The sequence below is a fragment of the Vibrio sp. MACH09 genome (assembly GCF_033238805.1).
Lineage (GTDB): Bacteria > Pseudomonadota > Gammaproteobacteria > Enterobacterales > Vibrionaceae > Vibrio.
Window position 1 is genome coordinate 1,190,071 of sequence record NZ_BSFZ01000001.1, and the last position, 19,994, is coordinate 1,210,064.

General features: G+C 43.3%; 16 protein-coding genes and 2 pseudogenes. 9 read left to right on the forward strand and 9 right to left on the reverse strand.

The window, feature by feature from the left end; all coding sequences use genetic code 11:
* Window positions 1–9 precede the first annotated feature (9 nt).
* From CHJ_RS05420 to CHJ_RS05440, 5 genes are all read left to right on the forward strand, one after another.
* A complete protein-coding gene (locus tag CHJ_RS05420; RefSeq protein ID WP_317917070.1) occupies window positions 10–3,072 on the forward strand; it encodes a type I restriction endonuclease subunit R in 3,063 nt (1,020 codons plus the stop codon).
* On the forward strand, window positions 3,072–4,229 hold the full coding sequence (locus CHJ_RS05425; protein ID WP_317917071.1) for a DUF262 domain-containing protein: 1,158 nt from the start codon (window positions 3,072–3,074) through the stop codon (window positions 4,227–4,229). Before CHJ_RS05420 ends, CHJ_RS05425 begins: the two co-directional genes overlap by 1 nt.
* Window positions 4,219–5,406, forward strand: coding sequence for an AAA family ATPase (locus CHJ_RS05430; protein ID WP_317917072.1), 1,188 nt, complete (start codon window positions 4,219–4,221; stop codon window positions 5,404–5,406). Before CHJ_RS05425 ends, CHJ_RS05430 begins: the two co-directional genes overlap by 11 nt.
* Window positions 5,396–6,214 (forward strand): hypothetical protein, encoded by an 819-nt coding sequence (locus CHJ_RS05435; protein WP_317917073.1) that lies wholly within the window; start codon window positions 5,396–5,398, stop codon window positions 6,212–6,214. Before CHJ_RS05430 ends, CHJ_RS05435 begins: the two co-directional genes overlap by 11 nt.
* 420 nt (window positions 6,215–6,634) lie before the next feature.
* Window positions 6,635–7,057 carry a type II toxin-antitoxin system HigA family antitoxin gene (locus tag CHJ_RS05440; protein WP_317917074.1) on the forward strand — a complete coding sequence of 141 codons (423 nt, stop codon included), beginning with the start codon at window positions 6,635–6,637 and terminating at the stop codon, window positions 7,055–7,057.
* A 90-nt stretch (window positions 7,058–7,147) separates the two neighbouring features.
* Here the strand turns inward: CHJ_RS05440 and CHJ_RS05445 are convergent, their stop codons facing one another.
* The 9 genes and pseudogenes from CHJ_RS05445 to CHJ_RS05480 all read right to left on the reverse strand — a co-directional run bounded on the left by CHJ_RS05445 (window position 7,148) and on the right by CHJ_RS05480 (window position 14,321).
* Window positions 7,148–7,330 (reverse strand): hypothetical protein, encoded by a 183-nt coding sequence (locus tag CHJ_RS05445; protein ID WP_171752982.1) that lies wholly within the window; start codon window positions 7,328–7,330, stop codon window positions 7,148–7,150.
* Window positions 7,331–7,765: 435 nt separating this feature from the next.
* Complete coding sequence (locus CHJ_RS05450; RefSeq protein ID WP_317917075.1) at window positions 7,766–8,551, reverse strand: LytR/AlgR family response regulator transcription factor; 786 nt, start codon at window positions 8,549–8,551, stop codon at window positions 7,766–7,768.
* Window positions 8,520–9,611, reverse strand: a complete 1,092-nt coding sequence (locus CHJ_RS05455) for a sensor histidine kinase (protein ID WP_317917076.1) — start codon at window positions 9,609–9,611, stop codon at window positions 8,520–8,522. The genes CHJ_RS05450 and CHJ_RS05455 overlap by 32 nt, the downstream gene beginning before the upstream one ends.
* Entirely contained in the window at window positions 9,611–10,879 is a 1,269-nt protein-coding gene (locus tag CHJ_RS05460; protein WP_317917077.1) for a hypothetical protein, read from the reverse strand. The genes CHJ_RS05455 and CHJ_RS05460 overlap by 1 nt, the downstream gene beginning before the upstream one ends.
* A gap of 2 nt (window positions 10,880–10,881) precedes the next feature.
* On the reverse strand, window positions 10,882–11,640 hold the full coding sequence (locus CHJ_RS05465) for an outer membrane lipoprotein-sorting protein (RefSeq protein WP_317917078.1): 759 nt from the start codon (window positions 11,638–11,640) through the stop codon (window positions 10,882–10,884).
* Window positions 11,633–12,115 (reverse strand): annotated as a pseudogene (locus tag CHJ_RS24100) (ABC transporter permease); the annotation flags it as partial. The gene CHJ_RS05465 and the pseudogene CHJ_RS24100, both read right to left, overlap by 8 nt.
* Window positions 12,116–12,219: 104 nt before the next feature.
* Window positions 12,220–12,949: pseudogene (locus CHJ_RS24105) on the reverse strand (ABC transporter permease); the annotation flags it as partial.
* Window positions 12,946–13,629: an ABC transporter ATP-binding protein gene (locus tag CHJ_RS05475; RefSeq protein WP_317917080.1), complete on the reverse strand. Its 684-nt coding sequence runs from the start codon at window positions 13,627–13,629 to the stop codon at window positions 12,946–12,948. The pseudogene CHJ_RS24105 and the gene CHJ_RS05475, both read right to left, overlap by 4 nt.
* Window positions 13,630–13,652: 23 nt before the next feature.
* A complete protein-coding gene (locus tag CHJ_RS05480) occupies window positions 13,653–14,321 on the reverse strand; it encodes a hypothetical protein (RefSeq protein ID WP_317917081.1) in 669 nt (222 codons plus the stop codon).
* Between the two features lie 283 nt (window positions 14,322–14,604).
* Here CHJ_RS05480 and CHJ_RS05485 point away from each other — a divergent pair, with 283 nt between their 5' ends.
* From CHJ_RS05485 to CHJ_RS05500, 4 genes are all read left to right on the forward strand, one after another.
* Window positions 14,605–15,363: an IclR family transcriptional regulator gene (locus CHJ_RS05485; RefSeq protein WP_317917082.1), complete on the forward strand. Its 759-nt coding sequence runs from the start codon at window positions 14,605–14,607 to the stop codon at window positions 15,361–15,363.
* 866 nt (window positions 15,364–16,229) lie between these two features.
* Window positions 16,230–18,566: a molybdopterin-dependent oxidoreductase gene (locus CHJ_RS05490; RefSeq protein WP_317917083.1), complete on the forward strand. Its 2,337-nt coding sequence runs from the start codon at window positions 16,230–16,232 to the stop codon at window positions 18,564–18,566.
* A gap of 4 nt (window positions 18,567–18,570) precedes the next feature.
* Window positions 18,571–19,122 carry a 4Fe-4S dicluster domain-containing protein gene (locus CHJ_RS05495; RefSeq protein ID WP_171752974.1) on the forward strand — a complete coding sequence of 184 codons (552 nt, stop codon included), beginning with the start codon at window positions 18,571–18,573 and terminating at the stop codon, window positions 19,120–19,122.
* A gap of 6 nt (window positions 19,123–19,128) precedes the next feature.
* Complete coding sequence (locus tag CHJ_RS05500) at window positions 19,129–19,935, forward strand: dimethyl sulfoxide reductase anchor subunit family protein (RefSeq protein ID WP_317917084.1); 807 nt, start codon at window positions 19,129–19,131, stop codon at window positions 19,933–19,935.
* Window positions 19,936–19,994: the final 59 nt, after the last annotated feature.

Below are 19,994 nucleotides of genomic sequence, written 5' to 3' on the forward strand. Positions count from 1 at the left end.
TGGTAGATTATGTTTAACGAACAAACTGTAACAGAAAATGGAATTATTGACCGTTTAAAAGGCTTAAACGGAGTTCAGTGGCACTATTGCCATGGTGAGAGCTTGCCGAAGCAAACTCACGATATCTTCGTCGATACTTGGCTGAAAGATGCGCTTTGTTCGTTAAACCCTGATATTGGTAAAAATCCTGATTATGCAGATGAGGTCATCTACAAACTTCGTGGCTTGATGTTGGAAGCGAAACACACAGGTTTAGTCAAAGCCAATGAGAATTTTCATGAATGGTTAATGGCAGAAAAAAGCCTACCGTTTGGTGAGAACGGCGACCATATCACCGTTAAGCTAATTGACTTTGATACTCCCGAAAACAACCATTTTGTTGTGGCGAAGCAGGTTCACTTTATTGCCGCGACAGAGGTGTTTTTCGATATCGTTCTGTATGTGAACGGCATCCCGTTGGTGGTGGGGGAAGTCAAATCCGCCACTCGTCCAAGTGTGACTTGGCAAGATGGCGCTGCTGATTTTATGGGTGGTCAAAAGCACTATTGGAAAAATGTAGAGCCTTTCTTTGTACCAAACCTTTTGTGTTTTGCATCTGAAGGTCGCACCTTTGCCTATGGTGCAATTAATGCCCGAGTCAAAGACTGGGGACCTTGGCATAAAACTGACCAGCGAGATGAAATTCCAGCTAGCTTAGCTACGGTACTTGATAGCTGTGAAGGATTGTTGAATCCTGAAACCTTACTGCAAATGTTAGAGTCTTTTGCACTCTTTTCGACAGTCAAAACAGGTAAAGACACACCACCTAAACGCATTAAAATTCTGCCTCGTTATCCGCAATTTGAAGCCGCAAAGCAAATTGTAGAACGTGTAAAAAATGGCTATCCGAAAAAAGGACTTATCTGGCACTTCCAAGGTTCGGGTAAGTCTCTGCTTATGCTCTATGCCGCTCGCATGCTTCGTGCTGATAACAAGTTAAAAAATCCTACAGTACTGATTGTGGTAGACCGTCGAGATCTCGATAGTCAAATCAATGAAACCTTCGGTGGGGCCGATGTTAAGAACCTAATCAAAGTACAAAGCTGCAAAAAACTTGGCGAACATATAGAACAAGATAGTCGCGGCATTTTGATCACCACCGTCTTCAAGTTTAAAGATGTCGAAATTGAAGAGAGCAATGAAAACGGTCTGAACAGTCGTGACAATATTATCGTGCTGGTGGATGAGGCGCACCGAACTCAAGAGGGCTCCCTCGGCGATAAAATGCGCTGGGCGCTACCTCATGCTCACTTTTATGGCTTAACAGGTACGCCGATTTCTGGTATCGACCGTAACACCTTCAAACTCTTTGGTGCCGAAGAGGATGAAGGACGTTACATGAACCGCTACAGCTATAAGCAATCCATACGAGATAAAGCAACCAATGCAGTGAAGTTTGAGCCTCGTTTGGCTGAGCTTCGAGTGGATCGTGCAGCGATTGATGAAGCCTTTGAACAAATGGTCAAAGATAACGACCTAGACGATGACGAGAAAATGGCATTGTCTAAACGTGCTGGTCGTCTTGCGATTATGTTGAAGGCGCCAAAACGCATGGCGGCGGTAAGTGAAGATATTGCCAATCACTTTGTAAGCCATGTAAAGCCAAAGCAGATGAAAGGCATGGTTGTAGTCTATGACCGAGATGCCTGCGTTCAGATGTATTACTTACTCGGTAAGAAACTAGGCTTTGATGCGGTTGAAGTAGTCATGAATGTCGACCAAGCACCGATCAAAGATGAAGATGCAAGTAAGAAAGGTAAGGTCAATAAAGACTGGCGCAAATGGAAGCAAGATCTTGAGTTGCCTATCAAAGAAGAAGACTTTGAACGTTGGCAAGAGATTGATGGCAATGACCAAAAGCAGAAGAGTTTGATTGAGGATTACAAAGATCCAAAACAACCACTTCAACTGCTGATTGTGACCGCAAAACTGTTGACCGGATTCGATGCGCCTATCTGTTACTGCATGTATCTAGATAAGCCATTACGTGACCATACCTTGTTGCAGGCAATGTGTCGTACTAACCGTTTGTACGAGACAGATAACGTCAGTAAGCAAATGGGCCTGATTATTGATTATCTGGGTGTGTTTGAGAACTTGCGTACCGCACTTGCTTACGATCCTGAAGAGATAGACGGCGTAGTCGAAGGAATCGAAGCCTTTAAAGAGCTACTGCCAGCTCAACTCGATAAGTGTCTAAACTTCTTCCCGAACGTTGACAGAACCATCGACGGCTTTGAAGGTATTATGGCAGCGCAAGCTTGCTTACCGACTAACGAGAAGCGTGATGAGTTTGCTGCCTCTTTTGGTGTGCTGTCTAAGCTTTGGTCTGCAATTAACCCAGATGCTTTTCTTACTCCTTACAGAGCAGACTACAAGTGGCTGATACAAATCTATGAATCAGTCCGCCCTGTAGGGCAAACAGGCTCACTTGTGTGGGCAGCGTTAGGCCCAGAAACTATTAAGATGATCCACGAGCATACTGATATCAATCGCATTCGTGATGATATTGATGAATTGGTTATGGATGAGCATGCTATCTTCACGTTGACTGAGAAAGAACAAGAGAAGCGCGCAAGCCAGCTTGAAATTGATCTAATGGGTCGCCTGCGTGGTAGCGGCAATCCTAAGTTTATCGCTCTCGGTGAGCGTTTAGAAAAACTACGTCAGGATTATGAAGCAGGCGTAATCAAAGCAATAGACTGGTTAAAAGGGCTACTCGATACCGCAAAAGATACTGTACAAGCAGAGCGTGAGACAGGTGATTCACCAGTAACTCAAGAAGATAACAAACAAGCACTAACTAAACTGTTCCTGGAAACTCGCCCTGAAAGCACCCCTAAGCTAATTGGCGATGTGGTAGAGCAGATAGACAAGATTGTAAAAGCAAAACGCTTTAAAGGCTGGCAAAGCTCGAACAGTGGCCCTAGAGAGATTCAAAAGGCACTGCTACTGACGCTTGCTCAGTTTGGATTAGGAAAAGATAAAGAGCTGTTCGCTAAGGCGTATAGCTATATAGAGGAGCATTATTAATGAAAGATAACTTGAACACAGCTTCTGATATTACTGATCGCGAAGTTTTAGAGACTGATGAGGATAATGCTGAAGACTATACAAGCGATGATGGAGGCATATACCCTTACTCAGAGAATGTAGACTTGTCAAAAATAGAAATTAACCTTAGAGAAGAAAAAATTTCTGTTTATGAAATTATGCGCTGGACTAAAAAACAGAAATTTGTACTTGATCCAGATTTCCAAAGAAGCCCTAATGCTTGGAAACCAAACAAAAAATCTATGTTCATAGAATCATTGATTTTAAACTTGCCGCTGCCTCACTTTTATTTTAATCGAGATTCCAGTGGCAGGCATGTTGTCATTGATGGCCTTCAACGATTAACTGCAATATTGGATTTTTTTGATGATAAGTTTCAATTGGAAGGCCTTAAGGCCTTACCTTGGTTGAATGGCTTTAGTAAATCAGATTTAGAAAAAAGATATCCCGAAGTGCTCTCTAAAATAGAAGACAAGAATATCCCTTACTATTCAATTATGCCCTCAGTACCGATGGCAGTTACATATGACATTTTTAGGAGGATAAATACTGGGGGAACCAAGTTAGAACGCCAAGAAATTCGTAATTGTATATTTCTTGGAAAATCAACTAAGTTGTTGAATAGGCTTGCAGAAGATCAAGTTTTTATTGATGTAATTGATGGTGGGATTTCTTCAAAACGAATGAAAGATAGAGAAGCTATTTTAAGGTGTTTAGCATTCTCGAATAAAGAGAGGTTAAAGGAATATAAAGGTGATTTAGACGAGTACCTAGGCTCTACTATGAAATATATAAATAAACTTGATGATATAGAGGTGGAAATAATAGAAAGTCGATTCATTGAAGTCATGAGTGTGATCAAGAATATATTCGATACATCCGCGTTTAGAATAAAGGTGAACTACAATAGAGGCAGAATAAATTTAGCTGTCATGGAAAGCATATATGGTGTTTTTCATAATGCAGATTTAAATAGTCTATCAAAGAAAAAGATGAAAATATTATCATCATATGATGATTTGCTAGCTAACGAAGATTATCTTGACTCTGTAAGAACTTCAACAAACCAAGTCAAGAAACTCTTTACTCGTTTAGACTTGGCTAATAAATATATTGGAGAGCAAAATGTTAACTGAGATAAAAGTTAATAACTTCAAATGCTTCAAAGAAGATGTCGTATTTCCAGTTGGGAAATTAACTCTATTAACGGGAGTCAATGGTAAAGGTAAGTCAACAGTAGTACAGACCTTATTGTTAATTGCTCAGTCATTACATGAGTCGGGTGAGTACTCTACTCTTCACTTAAATTCTTTTCTTGCTGATTTAGGATCATTTGATGATATTCGCTCAACGGGAAGCTCTTCTAGTTCGACAATCAGTTTTCGTTTGCTATTTGAGAAAAACGATAAGTACCTTTATTGGGACACCAAATTTTCAAGAAGCTATTTAGACGAGAAAAGTGGCTCTGTTGAAAATGAAGGGATTTTAAATTTAGATTCTTCACATATAAGTGGTTCAGATATAGAAAACAGCGATATAGGCACATTAAATTTAAAAAAGTATTTGGAAAGAATAGATACTAATCCATTAAAAGAGTATGTATCTAATTTTGAAGAGCTATCCTTTATTTCTGCGGACCGAATGGGGCCCAAAACATTTCATGAGTCTAAGCTAAATAGTTTATTTTCTGTAGGAAAAAATGGAGAAAATACAGCATTAACCATATACAAATATAGAGAGTTGGAAGTAATTGAATCTTTAAGGTTAGACGTTGGTACTACCGTACTCTTAGCTGATCAAGTTTCCGCTTGGGTTAGTTATATATTTAATAGTGGAACAATAAATATAGAATCAATAAGTGAAACATTAAAAAAAATAGAAATTAGCCCTGATGGAAGTATACATAACTATAAACCGGAAAATGTTGGATATGGATTTAGTTACTGCTTGCCAATTATAGTAGCAGGTTTAACCTCAAAACCAGGGGATATTTTAATAGTCGAGAATCCTGAAGCTCACCTTCACCCGAGTGCACAAAATAGGATTACAAAGTTTCTCTGCAGGCTAGCTTCTGCAGGTATAACTACGATTGTCGAAACTCATAGCCCTAGTATTCTTAATGGTGTCAGGTTGAGTATAAAAGATAATATATTAAACTCGAGTGATACTTCAGTACTATTTTTTGGTGAAAATAGTGCTAGCGAAGACCAAGTAGAACGAATTATTATTGAAGATGGTGGAGTAGTAAATCACTGGCCTAAAGGTTTTTTTGACCAAGATGAAATAGATTTGGATAATTTGTATGGCTTATAAATTATCACTATATTTAGATGAACTTAGTATTAGCAAAATAGGTGGTAGTGATGAACTTATTGAATATATATTACTATTTATTCGTTCATTTAAAATTCTTAACACGTTAAATACTACTACAAATGTGCTAAGAAGTAGCCAGTATCAAGATAGTTATACATATTCAAAAATACCACTTCTACAAGCGTTAAGTGAATCAATCCCTAGTGATTTAAGGTTACGATTCAAAAAAATAATTTTCGATAAAAAAAATTCAATCTGGGATTCCAATAGAGTACATAGTTCAGAAGATTATTATGAGTTTTTTGAGGAATGTGTAACTGATGGATCGCTTGCTGAAGCTGGAGAGAGAAAGCTTAATGGCGAAAAGGGTGTGATGATATTTCTATATCCATTCGAAAATTTTGATAATGAAATAAAGGTCACGAAGGAAGAAACTACTGACATATATATTACAAGGCTAAGTCTTTATATAGACATGAACAATTGGTTGGAGAATGAATTTGACATTCGTGAATTCAATTATGATTGCGAGTCAAACATGCCGCCAACAGATCGTCAAACGTACTTAAGAGAGTCAACTAGATATATTAAAACTGAGAAAATTAACCAAGGACGTGTAGTATACCAATGCGCTTTAACAAGAAGGTATCACAGTGTAGATAACCTCCACTCTGGTTTAAAATCCCATGTGGAAGTATGGGATAAACATGGAGTGTACTTAGGAGAATCAGATTTGATAGGTGAACTTAACGTCGACCTTCCTAAGGACAAAAAAAGACGGAAAGACAATCCACCGTGGTTATAAGTAACGGTTTAAAATTGTGATGTGAATCTCAAAAATAACGTGTATGACAGAGTGTATATCCCCGAAAGTCGACTTGCTATAAATCGCTATTTTTCAATGGAATATAGTGTTTTGTCGACTCCCTCACTCACCGCCACATTCTTGAAAAAAGACGTCCTAGGACGTCTTTTTTTGTGCCTGATATTTAACCAACACCAATGGTTATGCTCAGTGAATTTTCACCATCTCCTCAAGAATCGTTTGAATCAGTTTTGGCTAATGCGTTATTAGTGATCGATCCATAATATAGATATTTCTTGAGGTTCACATATTGTGAACCAATATTGATTTGAGCATAGTGTTTACATGTTGTGAACAGCCATACTGAATATGACCGAATTACCAAGCAATACCGAGAGAAGACATTAAAGAGGTGAACTTATGTTAGATATCGCAGCATTAGACAAAGCCGCTAACCAACTAAACCAAGTCATGCCTTGGGTGAGTGGCATCTCTTCACCTGAGCAATACCAAGAGTTGATTGCCACAATGGAAGTTCTTATCGAAGACTACGATGCACATCAACCTGTAATTGACTTGATGTTTCCGGTGATAGAAAAGTATGAAGAAGAAGCGGAGCAGTTTCGCGAGTTTAACCAAGCGATTGATAAACTTGAGCCGGGTATTGCGATGTTAAGAGTGATCATCGATCAGCATCAATTAACGTTAAGTGACTTTAAAGAGGAGATTGGTGCAAAGTCTACGGTATTGATGATTTTAAGTGGCAAACGCTCTTTGACGATAAAACATATAAAAGCACTGTCCACGCGTTTTGGCGTGCCTGCATCGCTATTTATTGGCTAACATGTTTTTACAAAAACTGGCTAAGTTGAAAAGCACTGATTTATCAGTGCTTTTTGTTATTTATCTTTGGCTAAAGAGCAAAAAATAATACTACTCCAACACCTCGCCACTCTGTTGTTCATCAAGAGTAATCAGCTCATTTAAATAAACCATCACTGCGTTGAGTTCGTTTTGGTCGGCATCGGTTGAGGTGGCATGAAGGGAGATTAAATACTCACGCGCCAGTAATGGCATGTTGGCAATATCGGAAGTTTGGGGATTTGAGTTAGGCATAATGGCCTCCGTAGATGACTAATTATGTTCACCACAGAAAGGTCCTAAACAATCGGGTGGTGAACTGAACAGGGTTAGGACTACCGCCATCTACATACGGCCAGCATAAATGCTGCCCCGTCCAGCTCACCATTATTTTTTATAAACGCTTAGTTTTTGTGCATTTATTAAAATCAGGTATAACAAAGCTACGCAGTAATCAGAGTGGAACTCTGCTGCGTGTAGATAGTAATTCGGGGTCCTAAACCCGACACTGGATTTTGCCAGTGCCGGAGTAGAGTATAAAAAGAATGGCTGTGGTGCAATGACGTATTGGTCTTTGATTTGATTCAACATCTTTCAGCTGTGTCACACAATATTGATCTCGACCTCAAGATTTAAATGCTTCGTTTTAGAGCAACCCTCTCATCTATAAGAAACTAGTAACATCTCACTCTACAGCGCTTTAAATAAGCTCTGGGCGCTGCGGCTTACTGGTAGTTTTTCGTTACCAATCCAGACGTGCATTTGGCCGGTTAACCCTTTGTTGACTTTATCTACTGCTGAGACATTGATGACAGTAGAGCGGTGAATTTGCCAGAATTTATCGGGGTTCAACTGCTTACGCAGCTCTTTTAGCGACAGGCGGATGATAAACTCTTCTAGTTTGCCTGCGCTGCTGCGAAACACCGACACATACTTATCTTCCGATTTAAAATAGAGTACCTCTGAGACCGAGATAAGATGCACATCTTCTCCTCGGCATGCCTTTATCCAGCTAAGGTATTCCGGTGCATGTTGTGGCTGAAACTGTTGTAATTGAGTGAGCAACTGGTTGATGTCGCCATTACCGGTTTTTTCTTGCTCTGTAAGTTTCTGTTGCAGTTTTTGACACGTTTTTAGCAACCGATCTTCAGAGAGAGGCTTAAGCAAATAGTCGGCGGCATTCTGCTCGAAGGCTTTCACGGCATACTCATCATAGGCAGTGATAAAAACGATATACGGCATATTATCCAGTCTGTTGAGTTTGCTTGCCACTTGCATACCATCTAACTCTGGCATACGAATATCAAGAAACGCCACATCGGGCTGGTGGCTTTCTATCACCTCAAGGGCGCTTTTACCGTCGGAAACGGACGCGACAATCTCTAGCTCCGGCCACACCTCTGCGAGTAATTTATTCAGGTGGTGGCGTAGCAGTGGTTCATCATCAGCTATTACTGCTGTTGGCGTTAAGCTCATCTCTCTGTTCCTTTAACTGTTTTAGCCCTGCAATCGGCAGTAATAATTGCGCTTCTGTTCCGCCATTCGCGTGCTCTTTCAAGCTGAGGCTCGCTTCACCGTTGAACAGCATGTTTAGTCGGCTGCGGATATTGTCCAGCCCCATCCCGTGTCCGGTGGACGTGTTTGTGGCCGTTAGCCCGACACCAGTATCGGAAACAGTAATGATCATCATCTTGTCATCACACCTTAGTGACAAATTAAGCGTGCCGGGCTGAGCTTTAGGCTCGATACCATGGACAATGGCGTTTTCCACCAAAGGTTGAATAAGCAGTGGGGGGACAGACATTGACTTAATGGAATGATCACAGTTTATCGTATAGTTAAGGCGTTCACCCAGACGGATCTGCTGAATGCCAAGATAGGCGCTTATCATGGCCGTTTCTTGCTCTATGCTGGTCATGCTCTCACGGCCAGCTTTCAATGTGGCGCGCAGTAGGTCAGTCAATTGGCTTAGCATCTGCTGCGCTTTGCTAGAATCTGCCTCGATAAGTGCGCTGATATTGGCTAACGTGTTAAACAAAAAATGGGGTTCAATTTGGCTCTGTAACTGACCAAGCTTGGCCAGCAATAACGCTTTCTCCGCCTCCGATTCCTTGCGTTTTGATTTTTCCAGTTCCGCTTCCGCAAGTAATTTCTGTTCGTGAGCATAAAAATAGGTAAAGCAGCCAACGGTAAATAATAGGCCGAGAATAAACACAGAGATAAGGCTGGTTTTAGCTTGGTAGTCGGTGTAACTGGCAGAGAGTAACAGGTGAGCACTCACGGTACCAATACATATGGCTATTACCAATGAGAATAGGCTATTGATACGACTTGGTATGCTAGGAAACCATCTATGTAGCAAAAGTGAACTTAGTATTGAGCTGTAACCAAAACTTAAGCTAATAGCCACATTTAACAGGTAAGAGCCAGACCAGATAGTCCAAGTTACAACCGCAATTGCTAGGCAGATCAGAGTTGTGGTTACTATGCTACGCTTCCAAGTATTTCCGCTAGAACTCATTTGAGCCGTATCCATTAAAATCTTCCTTTTACATCAAATAAAATCATATGCTTGTTTGGTAGATTGGCATACACAGAGTCGCTTTCCCCGGTGAAAAAACGTGCGGCAAGTCCCAGTTCGATACTGGAATTTCCAGAGTTGTGCAGCTCATAGTTAAGCCACCATGTACCAATAACCCCAGAGTCCTGCGGTGAGTAGAGTAGATCCATGGTTGGTGTGACATCACTAATCCAGTCTGGCGCACTGTTTAGCGTAGACCATGCCGTGGTGTCCAGACTCCAGTGCAACATCAGATTGTGTGCCATTAAGTTGATGTGATTGAACCCGTTGGCGTAAGAGTAGCGTAGTGAATCAAATGCAGGTTGCTGAGCTAGGTTTTCCGTGCGTTGGTGTGCCAGTTGCCAGTCACTACGATGCCAAGAACGACTGTCATACCAGTATTCGCTAATCAGTTGATGGCCGGCGTTGCTCGTCCAAGTGAAGCCAGCCAGTGCTTGCCAAGCATTCCCGCGTTGATCCAAGCTAACAGGTTTGGTGTTTTCATTTGGTAATTGATACGCCAAATGGCGCTGCTGCCAAGTCAGGGAACCGTGCAGTTCCCAAGCGATGTCAGGTACCGTGATAAAGCTCGCTCCCAGCAGGCCATGGCGAACATCATCGTAATAAGCCAGAGCCTGATACTCACTGTTACCGCTTAACAAGTAACGTCGAACTCCAAAGCCTTGTTGTTCGCTTTGCTGTTCAATCTCATTTCCATCTTGACTGTTCCAGCTTGAGTCGCTGTAAAACAGAGTCCACTCTCCGTTCATATCAAAACGAGAAAGAGATAGAAGCCCAGTGCCTTCTTCAACTTGAATACCAACAGGGTTGCGCCGAAAAGGTTTAAGAATATCCAGTGGCCGGTAACCATAGCCTACCCCCCAATCCTGTCGGACTTTACCAAGCTGATATTCCATGTTTTCAGAGCCAATTTGAAACTCACCCTGATAAAACAGTTCACTAATAATAAAAGTGCTGTCGCGGCTGGTGGACTCACTGCTGTAGAGGTTGTCAGCTTTTACGGCAAATAGTCCTGTCCAGCTCTCCTTATTTATTTCAAGATCCAGCAAGGCATTGACCTGTTGAGCTGAGTCCGCTGGTGCTGTGTACAGACTGTCGCGAGGCTGCATTGATTGGCTGCTAAGTGTCCAATCCCAGCGATATTCTGCATCGCTTGCCAGACTGCTATTGATTTGAAAGCTTAGGGAGACAAGGAGCGTACCCAGCCACGCGACTCTTTTCATGCTTAAAGATCCCCGTTTTTATTGCGTGACAAATAGGCAGGGTTGTAGAACTTATCCTCTAAGCGCACTGGTTCGACAGCGAGGTACTTGATCTCGGTCTGTTTAGCGGGCTGGATCTTATCAATCAGCATCATGGAAACAACGGCTGTCTTGTTATCTCGTTCACCTTTGATGTACCAAGCTTCTTTAGCCAGTTTGCCAGAACGGAGGTAGAGATTGGCCTTTACAGGAAAGTTACTGCCTTGTTCTAGCCACAGTTCGATACGGTGGTAGCTGGCCCCTTTGGTGGCAGAGCTCAACTCCAGCATGTTGGTTTGGTAGTGATGTTTTCCGTTGCTCACTGATGCGGTCCGTAGCCATTTTCCTTGGTAGTCGTCGCTCCAGGTGAGGGTAGAGATATCCCCAACCGAGGCTTCTCCCAGCAATTTCTGCATTGGTGTAATGCGGATAGGGCGGCGGCTTTTTGGCATTAGCATCCAGTAATTGTCACCCAGCATCAGCATTTTCTGTCCGGCTTCTGCTTTTGATTTAAACACCACCAGTGACTCGCGATTTTCCCGCAAATAGACATGGTACTCACGGGTACTGTCTAATTCTCCGTCCTTATACAGTGAGACCTGAGAGGCCACCAAAGCTGCATCTTGTTGTAAGCGGTAGTTGTCAGCATCTTGCAACATAGCCGCGACGTCTTGCGTTTGAGCATGAGCTGACGCTGGCAGAATAAGAAGGTAAGTTGCTAATAGTTTTAGATAATTAAACATGAATGAGTGCCTCCGTGATCGGTTTACGTACCCCACGTTGAGCGGAGAAGAATGCGCTGCTTAGGCAGATAACCAGTACTCCCAAAAGAGCATAAAGTGACAGTTCTCCAGAGAAGTAAACATAGAGCGGGTAACCTTCGCTGCTGCCCGGAGGGGGTGGCATTTGAATATCAGCTAGGTTCAGTAATGTGCTGGCCACGGCAGTTAGGGTGATACCGATAACCGTACCGATTATTGCAATAAGGGCAGATTCTCGTAGAAAATCAGCAATGATTTCGCGAGGATAAGCGCCTAATGCTGAGAGAGTACCGATTTCACGGGTACGCTCAGTTACTGACATGGTCATGGTATTAAAGAGAGCCACAAACACCACCAGTGCCATTACTGCACCCATAATGCCGAAGATGCGGTCATACAGATTTTTTACTTTTTCGTAGAAAAAAGCCCGTTCCTGCCAAGGGGTGATCTCTATTGGTTGACTAAGCACTGTTTGACTAAGAACAGGTTGATTAAGAACGGGTTGATTTAGCGCTAAATTGTTCAAGCTGAGCGCCACTTTTTCCTGCATCTCCGCGGTCTGGTCGGTATCAAACAGAAACAGCGAAAGGGTGCTGACTTTATCCGAAACCAATAGCTCCTGAGCCATGCCAATATGAATATAGAGTTGACGTTTATCCAGCTCCGGAACACCAGTGGAGTAAATGCCCTGAACCTTAAAGTCGTAAGCGTTTAGTGCGCCTTCGCTTGTGGTGGCGAGCAGGGTAACCCAATCACCGATAGAAACGCTTAGGTTACGCGCTAGATCTCGTCCCAGCATGACCTGTGGTTCAGCTGGATCATAGCGGCGGCTCTGCATCGAAATTAGGCTGCGGCCACTCTCCATAGAGAGAAACGGCCCTTTCAATTCAAATTCGCGTTCATTCACGCCATTGCCAACAAAGATGGTTGATTTACTACCATTAGAAACCAAGCCGGTAAAATAGATTCGCGGTTGCACAGCACGCACTTTGTCATCGTTTAACAGCTGACGAGTAAGTAGAGCAGTATCAGACAGGCCGTTGCTTAGCGGCATCTCTTCTTCTTTCTCAAAGTAACCCGGAATGCTAAGGGTCAAATGACCAGAATCACGAGCAGCCATCTCTTTGAGAGAGTCATAAGTGTAGAGCCCAAAGCCGCCAGCACTCGTCAGAGCGAACACCGCAATGATGATAATAATGATGGACATGCTACTTCTGCGCTTATTGCGTTGCAGATTAAGCCACGCTAAGCGAAGTGAATCAGGCTGCAATTTTCCAGTAATAAGTATCATGCGGCCTCCCTGTCGGAATGATTTGAAATAGTACCATCCACCAGTTGTATGGTGCGGTCGCAACGTTCTGCCATACGTGGATCATGAGTGGCAACAATAAAGGTGGTGTTCATCTGCTGACCCAGCTCATGCATGATGTCAATAATGCGACGTGCGGTCTGACTATCTAAGGCCGCGGTTGGTTCGTCGGCAATGACTAGCTCCGGCTTATGGACCAAAGCACGGGCAATGGCGACACGCTGCTGCTGACCACCAGAGAGGTTATCTGGCCTGTGATGAATAAAATCACCAAGACCAACTCGCTCCAGCATTTCCGTTGCCATACCGTGTTGTTGCTCACGGCTATAACCGTTCAAAAGCAGCGGATAGGCGACGTTTTCTACCGCTGACATTACCGGTACCAGATTAAATCGTTGAAAAACAAAACCGAATTTGCAACGTCTCAGGCTGGCGGCTTTAAGTGAATCGGTCGGGTAAGGCGTGTCGCCGAGCAGCACTTCTCCTTGGTAATTCATATCCAGTAGGCCAAAAATATTTAGCAGAGTGCTTTTGCCCGAACCAGACGGGCCGCATAAGGCAACTAGTTCTCCTGCATTGATCTGACCGGACACCCCATCAAGCGCTTGCACATGCTGTTGACCCAACTGGTATTGTTTCTGAATTGAGTTAAAACTGATCATAGTATTGTTATTCCGTTATCTGGTTATCCGTTATCAGATAGAAGCTTACGCACTGCCAAGGTATCCGCATGATTTGAGCCAAGCTGTTCCATTTCATTAAACCAAAGCTCAGCTTGCTGACGCTCTCCAGTTTTCAGCGCAGCTTGAATGGCGTAGCGGTAAATCCAGCTTGTGGCTTCGAACGGTAAGAGTTGCAACTGGTTGTCAGCGAATAAATCGAGGTAGATCTCGTAACCTTTATCAAATTGATTAAACATATCTGGCAGTTCGGTAAACACCGTCGCCGCATTGGCTTGCGCCAACACTTGTCCGGGTAATCCCATTACTGTTTCTCGGTTGTTTTCGTTATCAGGATCGGCATCTATCAAAGCTAGCCCTTTATCAATCGAAGCAATACCTTGTTCGACATACTTCATTTTGTTCCAAGGTAAAAAGGCATCACGGCCTTGCAAGGTTTGTGTTGCACCAATGAAAATCATTGATAGCGGTGTCGAGCCTTTCTCTTCAACGTGAGTGGTAAGAGCTTGATAAGCTTTTTCTGTTTCGTCGTCATCACCCTGAGCGGCCTGATAATAAAGGGCGATAGTTTGATCATCTGGGTTTTGCGCCGCGAAAGCCGCAGGTGTCATAAGCAGAAAAAGAGCAAGCATTAGGTTTGTCGGTTTGCAGAACATGGTTGATTTACAGAACATAGTGGGTTCCTTTCATCTGATAGTATGTTGTAAGCATATTCAGATGCAGGCGAGCTTTCTTTTAAATGCGATAAACGGTCGGTATGAGGAGTGAATGGTAAAAATGGGGAGTGAGTGTCCAAAACGTATAACCGAATGACTCTTCTTAAGTTCAATGAAATTCACCAATAGGCAGTTGGTGAACTTACCCCCCGAATATAGTAAAGTACGCCACATATAACCGACAGACTTCACTTCTACATTGTTTGAAAGACATGTACCTCACTTAGCGAAACAGAAAGCGATGGAAAAACAAAATCAAGGCATACAATCAGTTGAGCAGGCTTTTGATATTATAGAATTTTTTGCCAATACCCATGAGCCAATCTCCTTGGGGGAAGCGGCGAAAAAAATGGATATAGCAAAAAGCAGGCTGCACAAGTATCTGGCGAGTTTGTTGCGGACAGGGGTGGTCGTTCAGGATTCTAACGGCAACTACCTGAATGGTTCACGTCTGTTGGAGCTGAGTTCAAAAATTGTCGGCCAGACAGATCTGGTCAAACTTTGTGAACCTATTTTGCACACCTTGCGTTTTGAAACACAGGAAGCCGTGGCATTAGCCGTCTGGTCTTCAAAAGGCCCGTTGTTTATTCGTTGCCTTGAAAGCCCCATACCGATGGCGATGCAGTTTAGAGTCGGGTTTTATGCTCCGGTCACCCAGAGTGCCGCTGGTAGGTGCTTTGCTAGCTATCTTCCGGAATCGGCTTATAGCCACCTAATGGAAGACGAGTTTGTTGAGTACGGTGGTTCAGCAGAGAGCTTCCGTGAGGAGTTAAATGAGGTCAGGGCACAAGGCTATGCCGAGCGGGTAACAATAAACGCCACCATTCCGGGCTCAAAAGCGGCGGCAGCGCCGGTTTTTGACAGTTTAGGTAATATTGTTGCCAGTCTGGTGGTGTTAGGTTTTGATAAATCAGATAAAATCCCTGATAAAGATAAAGCGTTATTAAAAAAGCTTGGTACTTCTCTTTCTGCTCAGTTAGGTTACTCCTCTCAGATATAAGAAATCGGCTAATATCGCGAGTTTAAAAAGCATTCTAAAGCGTTAGTTTTTTATTAATAAAGAGCTAACGCTTTTTTTATAACTATATTTAAAATTGTTCAACAGCTCACTTCCTCCATATCGACTATTTCTCCCCTTATTTATATTAAAAGTAACGGGGTAAGAGTGCGCGTTTCCTGTTTCCTGTCAAACCTATCTCTTTATCTGTTATTACGTTAATCAGAACATGTGATGCAATTGATAATTATTATTGATTACAAGCTGTTAAGTCTGATTTCTTCAATGGAACTGCTTCACAATAAATGCCTCAAAACCGAGTTTTTGCCTGCATTGCCACTTTTATCATCGTGAGCTAATCCACAATTCAAACAATTAGCCATGGAATATGTTAAATGTAATGAAAATTAAAAAATGAATTTAATCAGCGCGTTGCTTTTGTTTTGTTTCTTTGTTGTTAATGATTTGTGTTCATTTTCTGGCTTTGATTATATTTTCAATATGGCAGATCGTTCACTATATGTGTATCATGTTTCCATATTGGAAATGTGGATATAGCAACGAGAGCACAGAACCGAACACAGATTATGCGTTAAGACTCCATCTTTGATGGGGATTTATATGAAAGTGTTGGTGTATGGATAAGGTTGTTTAGTGTGGTTTACCTTTGATGATCTGCTCATCATAGGTGACATAAAAATAAAATCAGCACTTAGGTTATTAAGTTTAAATAAAAGGAATTTGTTCGCGTAAAGATATTTATGTGAAGGGGTTTCTGTATTTATTGAAAGCTTGTTGTGAATTGTTTTTCTGTTCGTCGATATGTTCATTAAACGTATTTAATAAGTAGTATAAAAGGTGATGAAGCAATGGAAGAAATTCTAGAAAGAGAAGTAAAACGGCGAAGTGTGTTAAAAGGGATCAGTATATTAAGCCTGATTCCTTTTGCACCTGAACTGGCAGCAATGCAGTTTAATAATCCGCCTTACAAATATAACTTTAAGTATTCAGATTTTACTAAAGCTAGCTCCAGCTGTGCCATGGAGTGTTTGCACTGCAACTTAACCGCCTACAGCTATAAAGGAAAAGTGATCAAAGTTGAGGCGCGGGAAGGCTTTAATGTGAAAGGCTGTTTCCGTGGTCTTAGCCGTGCTAAATGGGTACACCATAAAGAGCGTTTAACCCATCCTCTGTTGCGTGTGGGTGAAAAAGGTAAAGGTGAATTTAAGAAAATCAGCTGGGACGAAGCACTTGATCTGGTTGAATCAAATATTCGTCAGACCTTAAAAGAACAAGGCAACAAAGGCCTGATGTTTGTCGGTTTTACCGGCAATATGGACTCCATTAAAAACGGTATGGGTCGTGCTTTCTTTGATTACCTTGGCGGTTGTACCCGTCGTTCCGGTTCCATCTGCTGTGGCGCGGCATACGGTACGGTGCCTGATATTACCGGTTATCGCTTTACCGATACACGAGACACAATTGCAGACAGTAAATACCTTTTATGTTGGGGTAATAACCCGGCTGTAACCCTTCACGCTTACTGGAAAGAGTTTAACAAGGCGAAAGAACGCGGTGCCCGTATCGTGGTTATTGATCCCCGTTTTAATGAGACAGCAGCGAAAGCCGATGAATGGGTTCCGATCATTCCGGGAACCGATACTGCATTAGCAATGGGCATGATGAAGGTCATCTTTGATGAAGGTCTGACAGACGAGAAATACCTAAAAGCCCATACCGGTGCAGCATGGCTGGCGGATCAGTCAAAAGAGCTGGTTTTCGAAAACAGTGAAGATAAAGACAGCCATTTGGTTTATGACCTGAAGAGCCAGTCTTATGTTCGTCATGACACAGCAAATATTGAGCCTGCATTGTGGGATTCTCAGTTGCCATCAAACTCTCCGTATACAACGGTTCTGCAAATGGTAAGGGCAGAGTGTGACCCATGGACACTGGAAGCCACGGAAAAAGAGACTTCAGTACCGGCAGGCACTGTACACCGTCTGGCCCGTGATTTCGGCACGATTCACCCTGCAATGATTATCTTCAATATGTCTGGTGCCCAGCGTGTAGAGAACGGGGCTTATGCCGTTGCGACCCAGCATTACATTCCGCTAATTACCGGCAACATCGGTAAAAAAGGCGCCGGTATTCTGGATGCCGGTGGTGTAGGACAGATGCAGAAGTTTGGCCCGTTAATGCCGCCACCGCCAACGCCGAAACAGAAAATCGCCAAGGTTCCAATGGCTGAAATCGGCCGTGCGCTGCTGGAAGAAGATCCACATAAAATCGACTTCTTCTATAGCATGACCTTCTCCCCGCTAACCCAGCTTCCAAACACCAATAAGGTGAAAGAGGGCTTTAAGAACTGCCGCTTTGTGGTGGTCGCCGATAACCTGATGACGGACTCAGCGAAATGGGCGGATCTGGTGCTGCCGGTAACCACCATTTTTGAAGACGTGAGTTTAATGGCCGGGCCAAGAAGCCACTACGTTCAGCTGATGGAAAAAGCGGTAGAACCACCAGGTGAAGCGAAACCGGATTACTGGATTTTCGCCCGCCTTGCGGAGCGTTTCGGCTTTGGTGAAGCCTTTAACCAGCCCATCGAACACTACATAGAAAACAAACTAAGAGGCACAGGCATTACCATCGAGCAACTGAAGAAAGGGCCGGTGAAACCAGCACAGTTCCCATGGGTTCCGTTTGATGGCGGCAAATACTATACCTCTACAGGCAAAGCGAACTTCTATCTGCATAAAGCGAAGCGAAAAGGGTTTAACCCCATTGCTCACCATATGCCGATTAAGGAATCTCCGACCGGTTCGCCAGAGCTGGCTAAGAAATATCCGCTAATGGCCGTGCAGCGCAAACTTCAGCGTAGTGTTCATACCAGCCACAGCATCAATGAGTACGTAGATGAGCTGATGCGTAATGAACCATGGATGATGATCCATCCGGACGATGCAAAAGTCCGCGGCATCGAAGATGGACAGATGGTGATTACCTACAACGATCGCGGTGAACATCCTGCACGGGCTGAGGTGACAACCCATATCATGAAGGGCGTTATCAGTCTTGAAAATGGCTGGATGGAGAGGCACGGCGGCTCTTCAAGTAGCGTCACTAATGACATGCCGGAGCCTATTGGTCATGGCCAGTGTTGTAATAGTACTTTGGTCAATGTGCGCCCGATGAAGGAGGTATAAGTAAATGACTAAGCAATACGGATTTTTAGTAGATTTAGACGCATGTTATGGCTGTAAAACCTGCTCGATGGCATGTAAGACAGAGAATGCGACCCCTTATGGTGTTTCATGGCGAAATGTACGTGAGTTTAAAACGCAGAACCCTAACTCACTGGTCGACATTACCATGTCATGTAATCACTGTGACGACCCTAAATGTATGGAAGTGTGTCCGGCCAACACCTACAGCAAGCGTGCTGACGGTATCGTGGTTCAGGATCATGAAAAATGTGTCGGCTGCCAGATGTGTATCATGGCCTGCCCGTACGATGCTCCCAAATACGATGCGGCAAAAGGGAAAACCAGCAAATGTGATATGTGTGCAACCCGCCTTGATGTTGGCTTGCAGCCTCGTTGTGTGGAGTCTTGTCCTGCCGGTGTTATTAAGTTTGGCCCTATTGATGAGCTAAGGGCACAGTATGGTGACACCAACTGGGTAGAACTTGAAAAGCGTTTTGGTATGCCGGACCACACCATTACCAATCCAAATATCATACTTATGACCAAAAGCGTATAGGAGGAAATGATGGAACAATTTCAATTTTCACTGGTTTTCTTCACCGTACTTTCACAGTGGGGAATAGGTTGCATTGCGGCATTAACCTTCTACAGAATGTTTTTCTCACTGCATGCTAGTCAGCTAACGGCAATAAAGCCGGCTGTGTTGGGTATTTGGGGCATTATTTTGACCGGCTCTCTCTGTTCACTGGCGCACCTGGGAAGTCCTTTCGAAGCCTACTATGCATTGCGGGGGCTGGGCAGTTCATGGCTGAGTTTTGAAGTGGTGGCATTTGGTACCATCAATGGTGTTGTGGCGCTATGGGTGATGACTCATTTTGTTGAATCAAAAAGAAGCCTTCAGCAACCACTCGGTATTCTGGCCTCTGTGTTAGGTTTGTCTGGAGTCGTGATGTCCGGGCAAATCTACTTCAGTGTAGAGCATCAGCCAGAATGGAACACCGTACTCACCCATCTGTCATTTATTGGTACTGCGCTGTTACTGGGAATGGCTTCACTCACCACCTATATACGGCTATCTAATCAGTCTGTTCCTACCATGGTATGCAATGTTTATGCAGCGGCAATTGCTCTGGTATTGATAATCGTGGCGATGTGGAGCCAGATTGCAGGTCTGGAGACCAATGGTGAGCTTATCTGGTATCGCGTTGTCGCGAGCATTATCGGGGGCGTTATCCTAATGATGCTGATAACCCGTAATGAGAGTCGATACAACAAAATACTCTTTGCCTCTACTCTTATTATGGTTACGGGCGAGATTGCAGGTCGTATGTCTTTCTATAGTTCCGTTCTATCGAAGACACCTTGGTAACAACGGCAGTATAACAAGCGATGGAACAATAAGGTTCCATCGCTTTGTATGAAAACCTC